We start from the raw sequence: 17,418 nt of genomic DNA, 5'->3' as shown, positions 1-17,418 counted from the left end.
GCAAGTGTTGATCAGCCAAAAGTGTGATTCTGGCCTTTCGGGTCATCCTCGCACGGATGGAGTTCGGCCTTTCTGAAAAATAGTTGGCAATGAACGCTTTGTCGAGCCTCCTCAGTGGCTTTTGCGAGTCAGTCGAAGGAGGAAAAATCGGGCTGGCGTTTTTCCATGAACGCACGGAATGCCTCGGCAGCTTCGGGCGATTGCAGGCGTTCGCTGAACAGCTTCCCCTCGGTCAGCATGGTGTCTGTCAGATCCTCCATTACCGGCCGGTTGAGTAGCTGTTTGGTGGCACGGAGGGCAGCGGGCGCCTGGGCGGCCAGCTGGCGGCACAGTTCCCGTGCGTTGTCTTCGGTTTCCGCAGGATCACAAACGCGGTTGATGATGCCCATCTGCAGGGCGTCTTCCGCGGTGAATGCGTTGCCCAGCATCAGCAGTTCGGCCGCCCGTACCCGGCCGAGCCAGGCGGGTAAAAGCAGGCTGGAGCCGCCTTCCGGGCACAGGCCCAGGTTGGCGAAGGGCATCTGGAAGCGGGTGTTGGTGCCCGCCACCACCAGGTCGCAGTGCAGCAGCATGGTGGTGCCGATGCCAACGGCCGGGCCATTGACTGCGGCCACCACCGGTTTGGTAGCGGTTGCCAGTAATAAAAGGAAGCGGCCGACCGGGGTTTCCCGGAATTCACCGGGCAGGCCCTGGGCGAATTCGCTCAGGTCGTTGCCGGCGGTGAAGCACTCCTCGGCACCGGTGAACAGGGTGCAGCGGATGTCGCTGCTGGATTCTGCCTGTTCCAGGGCGTCGCCCATGGCGGTGTACATGTCGTGGGTGAGGGCGTTCTTCCGCTCCGGACGGTTGAGGCGAACGGTCAGAATTCGGTCTGTTTTCTCGGTGAGGATGAGGTCGGTCACGGTATCTCCTGCGAACATGTTGTTATTTTCCGGGGATCGTCCCCCTGATCGATTGTTTTGTTACTTCCTTTTATAGCGCCTTCGCCTTCCGTCGCATCACTCGTTCGAACGATTTTCTGGTAAACTCTCGCCTCCCGATTTTTCGATGACACGAAATAACGAAACAAGCTGATGAGGCGCCTATGACCACCGTAATCCGCCAGGACGACCTGATTGAGAGTGTAGCGGACGCGCTGCAATTCATTTCCTACTACCATCCCAAGGACTTCATCCAGGGCGTGTATGAGGCCTACCAGAAGGAAGAGTCCCAGGCGGCGAAGGATGCCATGGCCCAGATTCTGATCAACTCGCGGATGTGCGCCCAGGGCCACCGTCCGATTTGTCAGGACACCGGCATCGTTACGGTTTTCGTGAACATCGGTATGGACGTCAAGTTCGAGTGCGACCAGCCGCTGGACGACGTGATCAACGAAGGCGTCCGTCGCGCCTACACCCACCCGGACAACGTGCTGCGGGCATCCGTGCTGGCCGACCCGGATGGCAAGCGCCAGAACACCAAGGACAACACCCCGGCCATCATCCACTACAAGATGGTTCCGGGTGACACTGTTGAGGTTCACGTGGCTGCCAAGGGCGGCGGTTCCGAAGCCAAGTCCAAGTTTGCCATGCTGAACCCATCCGACTCTGTGGTGGACTGGGTGCTGAAGATGGTTCCGCAGATGGGGGCCGGCTGGTGTCCGCCGGGCATGCTGGGTATCGGTATCGGTGGTACTGCCGAGAAGGCGATGGAGCTGGCGAAGGAATCCCTGCTGGATCCGATCGACATCCACGATCTGCAGGCGCGCGGCGCTTCTAACCGCGCCGAAGAGCTTCGTCTCGAGCTGTTCGAGAAAGTGAACGAGTTGGGTATCGGTGCCCAGGGTCTCGGCGGCCTGACCACCGTGCTGGACGTGAAAGTGAAGGATTACCCGACCCACGCCGCCAACAAGCCAGTGGCGATCATCCCGAACTGTGCGGCCACGCGCCATGCGCACTTCACCCTGGATGGCACTGGTCCGGCCCTGCAGACCCCGCCGAGCCTGGACGACTGGCCGGAGATCACCTGGGAAGTGGGTGAGAACGTACGCCGCGTGAACCTGGATACCGTTACTCCGGAAGACGTCAAAGAGTGGCAGCCGGGTGAAACCGTCCTGCTGTCCGGCAAGATGCTGACCGGCCGTGATGCTGCCCACAAGAAGATGGTCGACATGATCGAGAAAGGTGAGGAACTGCCGGTGGATCTCAAAGGCCGCTTCATCTACTACGTTGGGCCTGTTGATCCGGTGCGCGAAGAAGTGGTTGGCCCTGCCGGCCCGACTACCGCCACCCGCATGGACAAGTTTACCGACACCATGCTGGAGAAAACCGGCCTGACCGGCATGATCGGTAAAGCCGAGCGTGGCCAGGTCGCGATTGACGCGATCAAGAAGCACGGCGCGGTGTATCTGATGGCGGTGGGCGGTGCGGCTTACCTGGTGTCCAAGGCTATCAAAGGCGCCAAGGTTGTGGCCTTTGAAGAGCTGGGTATGGAAGCCATCTATGAGTTTGAAGTGGAAGACATGCCGGTGACCGTGGCGGTGGATTCACGGGGCAGCTCCGTGCACCAGACCGGGCCGGTTGAGTGGCATGACAAGATTATTGCTGCCAAGGCGGTTTAAGGGCTGAACATGGGGTGAGAAGAACTCCGGGGTCTGATGAAAGCTTTCATCTGACCCCTTTTTTAGCTTTGGAGTGTGGTTTAAGTTGGGGTCAGAAGAACAAAGTTCTTCAGACCCCTGTGCTCCGGGGTCTGATGAAAGCCTTCATCTGACCCCTTTTTAGTTTTGGGGTTTGGCTTAATTTGGGGTCAGAAGAACGGAGCTCTTCAGACCCCTGTGCCTCATGACTCCTCAGCTGGAACAGCTGATATTCAAATGCTTCCCCCAGTCCGGCGGCAGCGCTGCATACTTCTCAAGCTCCGGCTGCTCATCAAACGGCCGCCTGAGCACCTCCAATAACTCCTCCATCGGCTGATAATCCCCGTTCTGCGCCTCCAGAATCACTTGCTGGGCCAGGTAGTTCCTCAGGATGTACTTCGGGTTCACCTTGCGCATGGCGTATTCCCGCTCGTCGTGGGCGCGGGTTTCTTTTTGCAGGCGTTGTTCGTAGCGTTCGAGCCATTCGTCCGCGACGCTGCGGTCTACAAACAGGTCGCGTACCGGGTCATGGCCCTTGTCATAGAGGTTGGAGAGGCCCCGGAAGAAACGGGTGTAGTCCACGTGCTGTTCGTGGAGCATGCTGAACGTTTCCATGATCAGGCTGAGGTCGGAGTCATCCGGTTCGGCCAGACCAAGCTTGTCACGCATGTTCTGCAGGAAGCGTTCGTTATAGATCACCTCGTAACGCCTCAGTCCCCGGCGGACGCTGTCTTCGTCCATCACCGGCAACAACGCATTGGCCAGGTACTGGCAGTTTACAAAGCCGACCTGGGGCTGGCGGTTGTAGGCGTAGCGGCCCCCCTGGTCAGTATGGTTGCAGATATAGCCGGCGTCGAAGTCGTCGAGGAAGGCGTAGGGCCCGTAGTCGAAGGTATCGCCGATGATCGACATGTTGTCGCTGTTCATCACGCCATGGCAAAAGCCCACGGCCTGCCAGTCGGCAATCAGCCGGGCGGTTCGCTCAACCACTTCCTCGAACCAGCGGGTGTGGCGCTCGTCCTCCGGCAGATCGATCAGGTGTGGGAAGTGCAGGGCGATCACATGTTCGATCAGGGTCTTCACCGCTTCCGGCCCCTCGTGATGGGCGGCGAATTCGAAGTGGCCGAAGCGGATATGGCTCTCGGCCACCCGCATCAGCGCGGCGGCAGTCTCGATGGTTTCCCGGCGAATCGGATCCCCGGCGCTGACCATGAACAGGGCCCGGGTCGTGGGAATGCCCAGGAAATGCATGGCCTCGCTGCACAGGTACTCCCGGATGGTGGAGCGCAATACAGCCCGGCCATCGCCGAACCGTGAGTAGGGCGTGGTGCCGGCGCCCTTGAGGTGCCAGTCCCAGCGTCGGCCATCGGGACCGATGGTTTCCCACAGCAGCAGGCCGCGGCCGTCTCCCAGTTCCGGGTTGTACATGCCGAACTGATGGCCGGTGTACTTCATGGCCACCGGGTCCATGCCTTCCAGTAGCTCCGTGCCGGCCCCGACGCCGGTCCATTCCTCTGCCGAGCTCACATGAAAGCCCATCTGGCGCGCCAGCTCATGGTTGAAGGTAACCATTCTGGCGTTGGTCAGCGGCTTTGGCTGTACCCGGGTGTAAAAGCTGTCCGGAAGCTCCAGGTAGCGATGTTCGATCCGGAAACCTGTGTCATTCATACAATGCGTATACTCTCAGTTGGTACAGATTCTGCTGCTTTCAATTTAAACCGATTCAGGAAACCACCGTGTCTGAAAACGAACTCAACATCACCATTGAGACCCTGATCAGCCAGGAAGGTCTGCCTTCCTCATACGGACACACCGTCGAACAGACCATTCTGCCCCTGGCGCACCGGATTCTCGAACTCCGGCAGCGGCTGGGGCGGCCGGTGCTTATTGGTATCCATGGGGCCCAGGGCACCGGGAAATCAACCCTGACCCTGTTCCTCAAAGAAATCCTGAGCCGCCACTTTGACACGGCCACAGCCAGCTTCTCCATTGATGATATCTACCTTACCAGAGCAGAGCGGCAGAGACTTGCCGGACTCGTGCACCCGTTGTTCATCACCCGCGGTGTGCCGGGCACCCACGATGTGTCCCTGGGCCAGAAGGTGATCGACCAACTGCTCGCCGCAAAACCCGGGGACCGGACCGCAATCCCCGCCTTCGACAAGGCCCGGGATGATCGCGCGCCCCGGGACCGCTGGCCGGTGTTCGAAGGCCCGGCGGAGGTCATTCTGGTGGAGGGCTGGTGCCTGGGGGCTGCGCCGGAACCCGAAGAAGCGCTGGCCCGGCCGGTCAACACGCTGGAAGCCGAGGAGGATCCTCATGCCACCTGGCGCAGCTATGTGAACGAATGCCTTAAAGACAGCTACCGGGCGTTCTTCGACCGGCTTGATTACCTGGTGATGCTCAAGGCGCCATCCATGGAGTGCGTGCTGGAATGGCGCACCTTGCAGGAACACAAGTTGGCCGCACGCCATGCCAATGCACCAGAACAGGGCGGCCGCGACACGAGTGCTCTCTCGTTGCGCATCATGTCCGACGAAGAAGTGGCCCGATTCATCATGTACTACCAGCGCGTAACCGAGCATTGCCTCCGGGAAATGCCGGGCCGGGCCGATGTCCTGATTCCCGTCGGTGCGGACCATTCGCTGGAGGCTCCTCAGTTCAGGGAGCCTCCGGCCTCCAGTTAGCAACCCCAAGCGAGGAAATACCATGCCCAGGCCCCACCTGATTCTGTTCACCGATCTTGATGGCACATTGCTGGACCACGAGGACTATTCCTGGGAGGCCGCCCGGCCCGCTCTGGCCAGGGTAAAAGCGGCGGGAATCCCCCTGATCCTCAACTCCAGCAAGACCGCGGCGGAGATCGCCGTACTCCGGAACGAACTGGGCAATGGCGATCCCTACATTGTCGAAAACGGTGCAGCGGTCGTGATTCCGGCCGGCACTTTTGGCAATTCCTCGGAACAGGTGGTGAATTTTGGCGCATCCCGGGCCGTGGTGTTGTCGGCACTGGGTCGGTTGCGGACCGCCGGTGCACGCTTTCGGGGCTTTGAGGACATGTCGGCGGAGGAGCTGGCGGATGTCACGGGACTGGATGTCACTGCTGCTTCGCGGGCGATGCAACGCCATGGCACCGAGCCTCTGATCTGGGAAGGTACCGAGGAGGAACTACGCCAATTCGAGGCCTCGCTGGCGTCCGACAACCTTCGTTTGGTGCAGGGGGGCCGCTTCTGGCACGCCATGGGCATCTTCGACAAGGCCGATGGGGCCCGTTTCTTGCTGGGTAAATACCAGGAGCGCTATGGCCGCGAACCGGTACTGGCCATTGCACTGGGTGACAGCCCGAACGATCAGGGCATGCTGGAAGCGTCCGATGTCCCGGTGGTTATCCGGGGCGTCAACAGTGGGAACGTCCAGCTACCGTCAGACCGCCGCCCCATACGCTCCCTCAGATCCGGCCCCGAGGGCTGGAATGACTGTGTACTCAATCTGCTGCTTGAGTACGGGTATTAAAAAGGAGAGCCGCCATGGGCGACTTTTACCAGAACGGCATAGTCACCACCCTGCATAACCTTGTCCGCCGGCCGGTCGAGGAGATGGAAGCGGAACTGATGAACTTCCGCAAGGCCCGGCCCATGTCCCTTGTGCTGCCGTCGTTGTATTCGGAGCTGGAGGGGCCGGCGCTGAAAAACATCGTCAGTGAACTGGCGAAGGTGCCTTACCTCGATCAGATCGTCATCGGGCTGGACCGCGCCGATGAAGAGCAATACCGGCATGCGCTCGAGTATTTCTCCGATCTGCCCCAGGAGTTCAAGGTACTTTGGAACGACGGCCCGCGGCTGCGCGCCCTCGACCTCAAACTGCGGGAGCAGAACCTGGCGCCGACCGAGATGGGCAAGGGGCGGAACGTCTGGTACTGCTTTGGCTATGTGCTGGCCTCCGGTGTCAGCAAGTCCGTGGCCCTGCACGACTGTGACATCCTGACCTATTCCCGGGACCTGGTCGCCCGCCTGATTTACCCGGTGGCCAACCCCGCGTTCAACTATATGTTCTGCAAGGGTTACTACGCCCGGGTGGCGGATTCGAAAATGAATGGCCGGGTCAGCCGCCTGCTGGTGACCCCGTTGATCCGGGCCCTGAAGAAAGTCTGTGGCCCCAGCGATTTCCTGGATTACCTGGACAGCTACCGCTACCCGCTGGCCGGCGAGTTCTCGTTCCGCACCGACGTCATCAATGACTTGCGTATTCCCAGTGATTGGGGCCTGGAGATTGGCGTGCTGTCCGAGATGAAGCGCAACTACGCCACCAACCGGCTATGCCAGGTGGACATCGCTGATACCTACGATCACAAGCATCAGGAACTGTCCCCGGAAGATGCCAGTCGGGGTCTGTCCAAGATGAGTGTGGACATTGCCAAGGCCCTGTTCCGGAAACTGGCGACCAACGGCGAAATCTTCTCTAACGAGAAATTCCGAACCATCAAGGCCACTTACTTCCGGATAGCCCTGGATTTCGTAGAGACCTACCAGAACGACGCCGTCATGAACGGCCTGACGTTCGACCGTCACAAGGAAGAGAAGGCGGTGGAGCTGTTCGCCCAAAACGTGATGCGGGCCGGGTCGTACTTCCTGGATAACCCTATGGACACCCCGTTCATCCCGAGCTGGAACCGCGTCACCAGTGCCATTCCGGACATCAAGGAGCAATTGCTGGAAGCGGTGGAGCTGGATAACGAGGAGTACCGGCCATGAGCCAGCCCCTCAAGGCCAAGCTGGTCGGCATGCTGGAGGTGGTATACCCGGAACTGGACTGCGATTTCCTGGCGGAACAGCTGCTGGGCACCATGGAGGTGGCCCCGAATCAGGAGCCGCCACCGGCACACCAGAACAACTGGGACGAGTCGGACATCGTCTTGATCACCTATGCCGATACCGTCCAGCGTGAGGGTGAGAAGCCGCTGCAGACCCTGCATCGGTTCCTGACGGATTGTCTGGCGGAAACCGTTTCGGCGGTCCACATCCTGCCGTTCTTCCCGTACAGCTCCGATGATGGCTTTTCAGTCATGGACTATCTCGCGGTGAACGAGTCCCATGGCTCCTGGAGCGATGTCGAGCAGATTGCCGGCGACTTCAAATTGATGGCGGACCTGGTGATCAACCACATGTCCGCGCGCAGCCGCTGGTTCGAGAACTTCCGAAAGCGGGTCGATCCGGGCAAGGATTATTTCTTTGAGGGAAACCCGAAAGACGATCTGAGTGCCGTGGTACGGCCCAGAACCTCGCCATTGCTGACCCCGGTGCAGACCGAGGATGGCGAGCGGTACGTCTGGTGTACCTTCAGTGAGGACCAGGTGGATTTGAATTTCGCCAATCCCAGGGTGCTGATCGCGTTTGCCGGCATCATCAAACAATACCTCGACCATGGAGTGGTCATATTCAGGCTCGATGCCGTGGCGTTTCTCTGGAAAGAGCCTGGCACGCCCTGCATCCACCTCCAGCAGACCCACGAGCTGATCAAGATCCTGCGCCTGCTGATCGAGCACCATACGCCCGAGGCGGTGGTGATTACGGAAACCAACGTGCCCAACCGGGAGAACCTGACCTATTTCGGGAACGCCAACGAAGCGCACGTGATCTACAACTTCTCCTTGCCGCCACTACTCATCAACACGCTTGTGACGGGGAATTGCCGCCATCTCAAGACCTGGCTCATGAGCATGCCCCCGGCGCAGGTGGGGACCACCTACCTGAACTTTATCGCCTCCCATGACGGTATCGGGATGCGGCCGACGGACGGACTGCTGGAGGACGACGAGAAACAGCGCTTGATCAATACCATGGAGTCGTTCGGCGGCAAGGTGTCGTACCGTCGCACCGCCGATGGCCGTGATCAGCCATACGAGATCAACATTGCCCTGTGGGATGCCCTGAAAGGCACGGCAGAGGGTGGGGCGGACCACTGCCAGCTCCAGCGTTTCCTGTGTGCGCACACCATCATGCTGGCACTGGAGGGGATTCCGGCCTTCTACATCCACAGCCTTCTGGGCACGGAGAACGATTATGCCCGGGTGGAGAACACCGGCCGGCTGAGATCCATCAACCGCGGGCAGTGGCAGCTGGATAAACTGGAGGAAGAACTGGAAAACCCGCTGCGCCACCACAGCAAGGTCTACCACGAACTCAAGCGCCTGATCGGCATCCGCCGCGCCCAGCCAGCCTTCCACCCCAATGCCACCCAGTTCACCCTCCACCTGGGCCTGCAGCTCTTCGGCTTCTGGCGCCAGAGCATGCGCCGTGACCAGTCCGTATTCTGCATACACAACATCAGCAACGAAGTGCAGCAAGTGGCGCTCAGCGACATCAACCTCATCGGCACCGACCAATGGGTAGACCTGATCTCCGGCATGGCCATCGACGACCTCTCCGGCAGCATCACCCTGAAGCCCTACCAAAGCGTCTGGCTCTCCAACAAACCCGGCAGTAACTCAGGGGTCTGATGAACTTGTTCATCTGACCCCAAGTTAGGCCCACCCCCAGACTCGCCGTTAAAATCGGGGTCAGAAGAAAACTTTCTTCAGACCCCAACTTCACCTCACTCCGAAACCCGAATCAGCTGCTTACCGAAGTTCTTCCCTTTTAACATCCCCTTGAACGCCTCCACCGCATTCTCCAGCCCCTCGGCAACAGTCTCCCGATACTTCAACTGCCCACTGGCCACCCGTGAAGCAAGAATGTCGGTAATCTCCTGATGCCGATCCTGCCACTCGGTCACCAGGAAAAACCGATGCTCCGGCACCGGATCCAGGGCCTTGAGCACATGAAACGGCGTTTCCACGTCCGTCATATCCTTGGCGTTGTATGCTGACACATACCCACAGATCGGCACTCGAGCGCCCGGATTAAGCAACGGCGCCACTGCGCGGGTCACCGCACCACCCACATTCTCGAAATAGATATCGATACCATCCGGGCAGGCCGCCTTCAGATCCGCCTCAAGGTTGCCAGCCTTGTAATCGACACAGGCATCAAACCCCAGCTCCTCGACCACAAAGCGGCATTTCTCCGGACCACCGGCCACACCAACCACGCGACAACCCTCGGTCTTGGCCGTCTGGCCAACCACCGTACCAACGGGCCCGGAAGCGGCAGACACAACCACGGTCTCGCCACGTTGCGGTTTACCGACATACATCAGGCCACAATAACCGGTGCGCCCTGGCATACCGGCAACACCCAGATACGCCTGCAGCGGGACGCCCTCCTTCTGCTGAACCCGGTAAACCATCGGCGCATCAGCAGGGAAGGTCACATACTCCTGCCAACCGGAATAGCAGGTAACCAGATCACCCACCTTCATCTTGTCTGAGCGGGATTCAACGATCTGCGCGACACTTTCGCCAACAATCACCTCATCAATCCCGATCGGATCCATATACCCCTTGGCATCATTCATCCGGGGACGCATATAGGGATCCAGCGACAGCCAAAGCACCTTGGCAACTACCTCGCCATCCTCAGGTGGGCGGACCGAGCGCTCCTCCATGACCAGATCACCTTCCTGAATTTCCCCCTCGGGCCGCTTCTTCAACACGATTGCTCGATTCTTGTATTCGCTCACTGGAGTACCACCTATTTAGGTTGCATGATGAAACCAGATTAGAGTGCCGGAGAATAGACGGTGGGTCAATGATCCACATCTTGGGGGCTAATTCGAGGTCAGGATCTGCCTCAGGGGTCTGATGAAAACCTTCATCTGACCCCAAGTTCAGCCCACCCCAAAAGCTTCCGGGTAAAGGCGGGGTCAGAAGAAGGCTTTCTTCAGACCCCAAGGTCTTGCTCAAGGCCCTACTCAGGGGTCTCATGCTCAGGGGTCTGATGAACTTGTTCATCTGACCCCATCTTCACGTCCACCCCCCCAAACCCTGGATTTTCTCCCAAACCGCTGGTACCTTCTCCAACTTCGCGGGCTCCCCCCCATCAAGGATCCGATGGCCAAAACCCGCACCGATTCAACGGACCGAATCAACCCTTCAAGGACTGAAGACATGCCCCAGGCAAGCGGACTGCAGTTCACCGCCCGTGTCGGTGACTTCCCCTCTGATCATTTCGCCGTGGTCGCCTTTGCGCTGACCGAGAGCCTCTCCGAGCTGTTCCAGGGCCGACTGGAACTGGCCAGCACCGATCCCGACGTCTCTGCCGAATCCATGCTGGAACAACCCGTTGACCTGGTGGTCTGGCAGGACGGCCAACCCCTGCGCCGTTTCACCGGCGTGGTCAACGAATTCGCCCGGGGCGACACCGGCCATCGGCGTACCCGTTACGAAGTGTTATTCCAGCCCCCGCTCTGGCGCCTGGGTCTGATGCACAACAGCCGTATCTTCCAGGGCCAGAGCCCGGAGACCATCGTCCGCACCCTGCTGGAAGAGCGGGGCATTGTGGATACGATTTTCGATCTCAAGCGGGGCCCTCAGGAACGGGAATACTGCGTCCAGCACCGGGAAAGCGACCTGGCCTTTATCGAAAGGCTGGCCGCCGAGGAAGGCTGGCATTACCGCTACCAGCACGGCAGTGTGGATGGGGAAGACCAACCGGCCCTGATTTTTGCCGATCACCATGGCGATGCCCCGAAACTGGAGCCGGCACCCTACAACGGCCGGGCCGGGGGCAGTACCCGGCAACCCTGTATTTTCCGCTTCAAATACCAGGAGCGGGTCCGGGCTGGCTCGGTGGCCCTTAAGGACTACACCTTCAAAAATCCCGCCTACGCCCTGCTGCACGAGCAGGCGGACGCCGACCTGAACCACCGGGAAGACTACCAGCACTACGACTACCCGGGTCGCTACAAGGCCGACGCCAGCGGCCAGCCCTTCACCCGGGCCCGCCTGGACGCTCTGAGAAACGATGCGGCCACCGGCCACGGAGAAAGCAACCGACCGGATTTAGCCCCCGGCGCCAAAGTCGCGCTCACCGACCATGACAACGAAGCCCTGAATCGGGAGTGGCTGCTCACCGCCGTTACCCATACCGGCAAACAGCCCCGGGCCCTGGAAGAGGAGGGCGGTCAGGAACCGACCACCTATCACAACTTCTTTAGCGTTGTGCCCGCCGACCGAACCTGGTGCCCGAGCTGCGAACACAAACCCTGCATGGACGGCCCCCAGATCGCCATCGTCACCGGCCCGGAGGGCGAGGAAATCCACTGCGACGAGCACGGTCGGGTCAAGGTCCGGTTTCCGTGGGACCGATACTCGAAAAACAACGAACACAGCAGCGCCTGGTTAAGAGTCAGCCAGGGCTGGGCCGGCGGCCAGTACGGGTTCATGGCGCTGCCCCGCATCGGCCACGAAGTGATCGTCAGCTTCCTGGACGGCGATCCGGACCAACCCATCATCACCGGCCGAACCTACCACGCCACCAATCAGCCACCGTACGAACTACCGGCGCACAAGACCCGCACCACCCTGAGAACCAAGACCCATAAAGGCGAGGGCAGCAATGAGCTGCGCTTCGAGGACGAGGCGGGAGAAGAGCAGGTCTACATTCATGCCCAGAAAAACCTGGACCTGCTCACCGAACACAACCGCACCGAGGTCATCCGGAACGACAGTCACCGAACCGTGGAGGGGCAGAACTTCAGCCATGTGAAAGGCACGGAGCACTGCACCACCAATGGGGAAAAACGGGTGTCCATAGAGGCCGACTGCAGCCAGACCATAACCGGCACTTTCCACCAGAAGACCGGCCACACCATGGCCTCCGAAGCCGGTACCGAAGTCCACCACAAGGCCGGCTCCAAGGTTGTCCTGGATGCAGGAGCGGAACTCACCATCTCCGGCGGCGGCAGCTTCATCAAGCTGGACGCCAGTGGCGTGACCCTGAGCGGTCCGGGGATAAAGATCAATTCCGGCGGTGCGCCGGGAAGGGGTTCCGGCCAGTCTGCGAGCCTCCCGGAGTTGCCCCGGCTGCTTGAGGGTGTTCCACCGGAATCGGTAAGTCCTGCAGCACTGGCGACCATGGATCAGCGCCAGACGCCCGGCCCGGAAAACGTCGTCCACGACGGGTATAAAACGCCGGAAAGAATGTTGATCGTGGACATCATCGGTGGCCAATCGACACCGGAAGAAGTAACCGTTGAAACCGTTTCGGATAAGGGGTCAAAGGAATGACCGATCTTGTGAACTTCACCGATGAGAACCTGGACCACTCCCTGCGCCGGCGAGCTGAGTACGATGACAATGAACCCGGCAATCTGGTTCTGAAGGTCCCCACCCGGGCCGGCGGCCCCCTGACCATTCTGCTGGTGGAGCGGGCCCGTTCCAACATTGAGCAGGAGGAGTATCAGGAAAACACCCTCCTGAGAATCAAGCCCCTGGCCGAGATCCAGAGCAATCTGCCGGTGAAATCCGTCGGCCTGACCTTCCACACCGGACGAAGCGTGGCGCTCCTGAGACCCGGCTACCTCTACGTTTTTCGTGGCGACACGCTGTGGCGGGAACTCGAGATCAATGCCGACGGCATGATGAGTGATGTGGATGTGCAATCGGCGCGCACTGAGTGGGAGGCGAAGCCCTCCGAGAGCTTCCGCGCCCGGCCGGCTGTGGGCGAGTGGCAGCACGACATCCTCGTCCCGGCCATGTTGCAGGGGCAAGCCGTTATCCAGGACGTTCGGGTCGCCTACAGCGAAGTGCAGTGGGATTGGCAGTATGTCCGTCGGCTGGAGCAGGATTCGAAAGCGCTGCGGACCAGGACAACGAACATAGATCATGCCTGGCCAGCGGCCTTTGTCGATGACATCAACTTTGCCCGCGGTTACCCCGCATCGCCGATTAAGCAGGTGGATGGACTTCGGGCAAGGGATCTTGGCATCGAGTTGATGTTGGAGAACCCCAGCGATTTTAAGGAGGGGTTTGAGGGACCTGGTGAGGGTGAGCTTTGCGTAAAACTCGCTGATCGGATAAAGCAAGGCGAGGAGGGATCCAGCGTCGCGATTGATCTCGAATTGAAGTGTGCCCCCGGAGAGGATTTGATTGCTGAACTTCGCGAACAAAAAGGCCTCGTCGGCATAGCTATTCCAGACCCCATTTTCCGTCTCCGCCATTCTCTTGCGCAGCTACACCTGGCCCTGCATTACCTGGATGCCGTGGATATTTCGATCCAGAGCAATCCAATAGTTCATTCTGCGATGCTGATTCGCCAGGCCATTTTCGATCCTCAGCCGGATGGTAGCCCTTCCAATTTGTCTCGTTATGCAAGTGCCATCGACCGACAAAAACTGGATAAGGTGCTTGATACCGAGGAAAAAGACCATGCCATTCGCGTGATAGATGAGCATGTTGAGCGGGCTCGTAACTTTCTGACCGAACCGTCATTCGCTGCTGCCCTGAATGACTACCGGGAATGCGGTGATCACGCCATCTGCGAAGCCTATCTGCTTGCGGCCGATCTGATAAATGTACTTCAACAGATCCCGGGCGTTGTAAAGGCTCAAGGCAAGTCCTGTGACGAGAGCATATATGCCACCCTGAAAAACTGGATAACCGATGAACGGTTCCTTGAAGCTTGGGCGCCTCAGGAGCGAGCTGGTGCTGGGGATGAGTCAGGGCCCGGAAAAATGTCGCCATACCAGTCGCTTGCAGAATTAGCACAGAGTCAGACGGAAATCGATGAGGCCTTGCTGGATCGGCTTAATCTGCAATCCCTTGTGTACCTCGAAAAACAGATTAGCGAGAGGGATTCGGGCGATAGCACACTGAAAGATCTCTCCAATGCCGGCAAAGTCGGAGGGCTTATTTCTGGCTCACTAAGCGAATGGAGTGCCGCTGTTCTGACTGTGTCCAGGCGCCTGATCGAACAGGGGGCCGTTGAGCAGATTGAACTACAGCGCGTGATGCAGGCGGCTGCATCCAATATGGTGCTCGCGGACCCTGATCTCGCCGGTATCCGGGTTATGGACAGGGCACGTGCTGTCAGCGAGGGCACGATCCTCGGAGTGCAGGGTAACGGGCTGAATCGCGGGCTGACGGAGTTTGATCGCACCGAGGGGGTGCTGACTCGGAAGAACGATTATCTGTATGCAGACCTGCTTGATGAGTCCGGGCAGGTGACGGCTTCAACGAGCCCCGCGCGTGCAGCGAGTGAATTTGAGGACACGATCAACAAAGTGGCTGCCGGTACTATGGTTTTCTACGTTGCCGAGGGCCACGAAGAAGCGAAAAAGCTGAGTTTGGTGAAAGTGGACTTCGCAAAGCGAGTGGGTCGAGTGGTTGATGGTCCAGTCGTTTCTCGTGGGTTAGTGGCTTTGGCGGCGTTTAATTTGTTTGTTGAGGCTCAGATGGTTTGGAAGGCCCGGAACTCAAACCCGGAGTACGTTTTGCTCGGGATGGCAAAACCATTCGCCGGATCATTATCTGAGCTGATTGCAGCATCCCTTAAAATGAGCCAGGTGCTGGGGGCTCCGGATGCTGATTTGAAGGGCTCTACCCGATTTTATCGAATCGCTACGAGGCCGTTATTCGACGTAAAAAATTGGTTCTTCATTGGTAACAGACTTACGCGTGTTAGGGCGCAGACTTTGGTTCGTACCGTCGGGCTGGCAAGTTTCGTCGCGGGAGCAGTGGGCATTGTATTGAGCGGCTGGGAGATGCGTATTTGTCTCTCCAATAAAGATTTTGATTCCGCTGCAGGACACGCGATCGCCTTGGTTGGAGGTCTGGTTTTTGTTTCGTCTCCTCTTATGGCGACGTTATTGGCCATTCCCGGTTGGGGATGGGCGATTCTCGGTATGGGCATGATTGTCGGCGGAAATTTATACGCAGGACAAGTTGCGGACGAGGAGTTTACGAAGTTGCTCAAGCGAGGTCCCTTGGGCACATATCCAAGCGATACGGCGGGGGATGAAAGCGGTGAGGCTTTCTACAGTCAACTACTTTCATTGCTTTCACCAATTTACGTAACAGCCCAGAAATACCGTGACATCACTCCGGATCCAGAGCTCTCTCATCCTGAATATTTACCTGATGGGGATGATTATGTCATTACAGTCCGGTTTCCACTTATTGGCCGACTGAGACTAAACCATGAGCCACGTGCAAACCTTCCGGCTAACCCCTTAAATGTGGTTGTACAAGAGGTAGCCTACTCTTCATCCAGTACAGATATTCCTGTCACTGGCGTTTTCGAATCAGTTACCAATTTACGGCTCCTTAAGGCGACGCCACTCACGAAAATTACGGCAAGACGGTCTCTGCCCGATCAATCCGCTGTACGGTTTTTGGTCAAGCGCGAGTTTCAGGATTGCGATTACAAGAGCCTATTCTACGAAGAATCGGTTACAACTCGAGTAAGAGTTGGACTGCAGGCCACGATCAATACAGAGATTGGGCCGCTGGTTTTCCCTGCCCCGGTTTTTGAGAATTACGAACCGTTTGATGTGTCGCGTCACAGTAGCCCGCCTCCCAAAGCCCGTAAAATATTTGATCCATACGGCCAACCGGATTCGCCGTATTGGTATTTCACTGAGGTAGCCACATGAATCAAGGACAAGGAATGTTAAAACCCGCGAATACCGCCTATAGAGGGATTAATGCAGAGCCGTTGCCCGATAGCCCGGTAAAAAGACAACGGATTGGTGAAGAATTACAGCCTTTTGGCGAATACGCGGGAGTAATTCCCTATTTGCAGACGATAGAGGATGTTGAGGCCGTTCAAGGGCATGAGAAAGATGATCCTGATTTTATCGATCAAGACTGGTGGTGGGATCACCAACGAATTCGGTTTTTGAACGGAAAGTTGGGCCTCAAGGCGTTGATTCTGGTAATCCCTTTAGTGTGGGTGCTCTTCCTATGGCTAAGCGGAATTGCATTGATTGTTTGGGGAGCAGCGGAGCTTGTCAGCCAGCCGAATTTCACCTCTGCAGGAGCTGCAATTGTTCTGGTAGTGGGTTTCCTGCTATCACTCGGGTGGTTTGTTTTTGCCATATGGGTAACGCCAATGACGACAAACTGGATCATGAGCACTGGAATCGGCTTTTTTCTGAAGCCCTTCGAAAAACAGCTTGAGGAGAAGTTCGATAAGTCCCTTGAAGATGGCTGCAGTGAATTCAATCGGGTTACCGGCCAGGTCCGTTTTGCGTTGGGGCGGAAACGTTTCTTTGAAGCGCCATTTGTGGAGTTTGACGCCTATGTCGAGCGAGTTGTTCAACAAGGAGGTATTTTTTACCGGTTAATGTTCGTCCACCGATACACTCAGAAAACCTTTAACCAGACTTGGCTCAGCGGTATTGAAGCTTCTAAAACCGAAGTCCTCGCCCTCTGGGACATGCTCCAGCGCTACATGGATGTAACCCAGCCCCTGCCGGATGTACCCCGCCTGGAACCGTTTCGCCATCTGGATCCGGTGACCCGGGAGCACGATGAAAAGACCGGGCGCAATCCGCGCTACTGGCGCGATCTGGATATTGAAGCCTGGAAGCACGGGGGAGGGGTAGAGCTGTTGAATAGGCTGCGGAGCTATCCCTGGGGGAGCCGGGTGTGCAAGCTGACGCCGCAGCTGGGTAAGGTTTCATTGCAGGAGTATCGGGAGATTCGGCCGGAGGGGGCTTGGCCGATTTGATAGGTCTGAGGGCTAGCATGAAGTTGGGGTCAGAAGAAGGCTTTCTTCTGACCCCGGAGTTTGGAGGCTTTGGCTTGGGTTTTGGTGCTTGGTCTGAAAATGGGGTCAGAAGAAGGCTTTCTTCAGACCCCTGGGGGAAGGCGTCAAAATGCAACGGGCGTTGCAAAACGCAACATTCGTGGTAGTCTGGTC

General features: G+C 58.2%; 11 protein-coding genes. 8 read left to right on the top strand and 3 right to left on the bottom strand.

Going from position 1 to position 17,418, the window contains the following annotated elements:
- Positions 1-128 precede the first annotated feature (128 nt).
- The gene (locus ACQUTG_RS13700) at positions 129-902 is read right to left on the bottom strand and encodes an enoyl-CoA hydratase (protein ID WP_428919948.1); all 774 of its coding nucleotides are present in this window, start codon (positions 900-902) and stop codon (positions 129-131) included.
- Between the two features lie 182 nt (positions 903-1,084).
- Here ACQUTG_RS13700 and ACQUTG_RS13695 point away from each other — a divergent pair, with 182 nt between their 5' ends.
- Entirely contained in the window at positions 1,085-2,599 is a 1,515-nt protein-coding gene (locus ACQUTG_RS13695) for a fumarate hydratase (protein WP_428919947.1), read from the top strand.
- 231 nt (positions 2,600-2,830) lie between these two features.
- Here the strand turns inward: ACQUTG_RS13695 and ACQUTG_RS13690 are convergent, their stop codons facing one another.
- The gene (locus ACQUTG_RS13690) at positions 2,831-4,285 is read right to left on the bottom strand and encodes a protein adenylyltransferase SelO (RefSeq protein ID WP_428919946.1); all 1,455 of its coding nucleotides are present in this window, start codon (positions 4,283-4,285) and stop codon (positions 2,831-2,833) included.
- Between the two features lie 68 nt (positions 4,286-4,353).
- Between ACQUTG_RS13690 and ACQUTG_RS13685 the strand changes: the two genes are divergently transcribed.
- The 4 genes from ACQUTG_RS13685 to ACQUTG_RS13670 are packed head-to-tail and all read left to right on the top strand — an operon-like array spanning position 4,354 to position 9,113.
- A complete protein-coding gene (locus tag ACQUTG_RS13685; protein ID WP_428919945.1) occupies positions 4,354-5,304 on the top strand; it encodes a hypothetical protein in 951 nt (316 codons plus the stop codon).
- A gap of 22 nt (positions 5,305-5,326) precedes the next feature.
- Positions 5,327-6,130: an HAD-IIB family hydrolase gene (locus tag ACQUTG_RS13680; protein ID WP_428919944.1), complete on the top strand. Its 804-nt coding sequence runs from the start codon at positions 5,327-5,329 to the stop codon at positions 6,128-6,130.
- A gap of 14 nt (positions 6,131-6,144) precedes the next feature.
- Positions 6,145-7,368, top strand: a complete 1,224-nt coding sequence (locus ACQUTG_RS13675; protein WP_428919943.1) for a glycosyl transferase — start codon at positions 6,145-6,147, stop codon at positions 7,366-7,368.
- Positions 7,365-9,113 carry a sugar phosphorylase gene (locus ACQUTG_RS13670; protein WP_428919942.1) on the top strand — a complete coding sequence of 583 codons (1,749 nt, stop codon included), beginning with the start codon at positions 7,365-7,367 and terminating at the stop codon, positions 9,111-9,113. The genes ACQUTG_RS13675 and ACQUTG_RS13670 overlap by 4 nt, the downstream gene beginning before the upstream one ends.
- A 95-nt stretch (positions 9,114-9,208) precedes the next feature.
- Here the strand turns inward: ACQUTG_RS13670 and ACQUTG_RS13665 are convergent, their stop codons facing one another.
- Positions 9,209-10,234, bottom strand: a complete 1,026-nt coding sequence (locus ACQUTG_RS13665) for an NADP-dependent oxidoreductase (protein WP_428919941.1) — start codon at positions 10,232-10,234, stop codon at positions 9,209-9,211.
- A gap of 427 nt (positions 10,235-10,661) precedes the next feature.
- Between ACQUTG_RS13665 and ACQUTG_RS13660 the strand changes: the two genes are divergently transcribed.
- From ACQUTG_RS13660 to ACQUTG_RS13650, 3 genes are read left to right on the top strand one after another with little or no spacing between them, the layout of a single operon-like run.
- Entirely contained in the window at positions 10,662-12,782 is a 2,121-nt protein-coding gene (locus ACQUTG_RS13660; protein WP_428919940.1) for a type VI secretion system Vgr family protein, read from the top strand.
- The gene (locus ACQUTG_RS13655) at positions 12,779-16,147 is read left to right on the top strand and encodes a toxin VasX (RefSeq protein WP_428919939.1); all 3,369 of its coding nucleotides are present in this window, start codon (positions 12,779-12,781) and stop codon (positions 16,145-16,147) included. Before ACQUTG_RS13660 ends, ACQUTG_RS13655 begins: the two co-directional genes overlap by 4 nt.
- The gene (locus tag ACQUTG_RS13650; protein WP_428919938.1) at positions 16,144-17,226 is read left to right on the top strand and encodes a hypothetical protein; all 1,083 of its coding nucleotides are present in this window, start codon (positions 16,144-16,146) and stop codon (positions 17,224-17,226) included. Before ACQUTG_RS13655 ends, ACQUTG_RS13650 begins: the two co-directional genes overlap by 4 nt.
- The last annotated feature ends 192 nt before the right edge of the window (positions 17,227-17,418 follow it).

Origin of the sequence: Marinobacter sp. DUT-1, assembly GCF_050379415.1 — a bacterium.
GTDB lineage: Bacteria > Pseudomonadota > Gammaproteobacteria > Pseudomonadales > Oleiphilaceae > Marinobacter.
The sequence above is the reverse complement of the archived record's forward strand: the minus strand, read 5'-3'. Positions and strand labels throughout refer to the sequence as shown.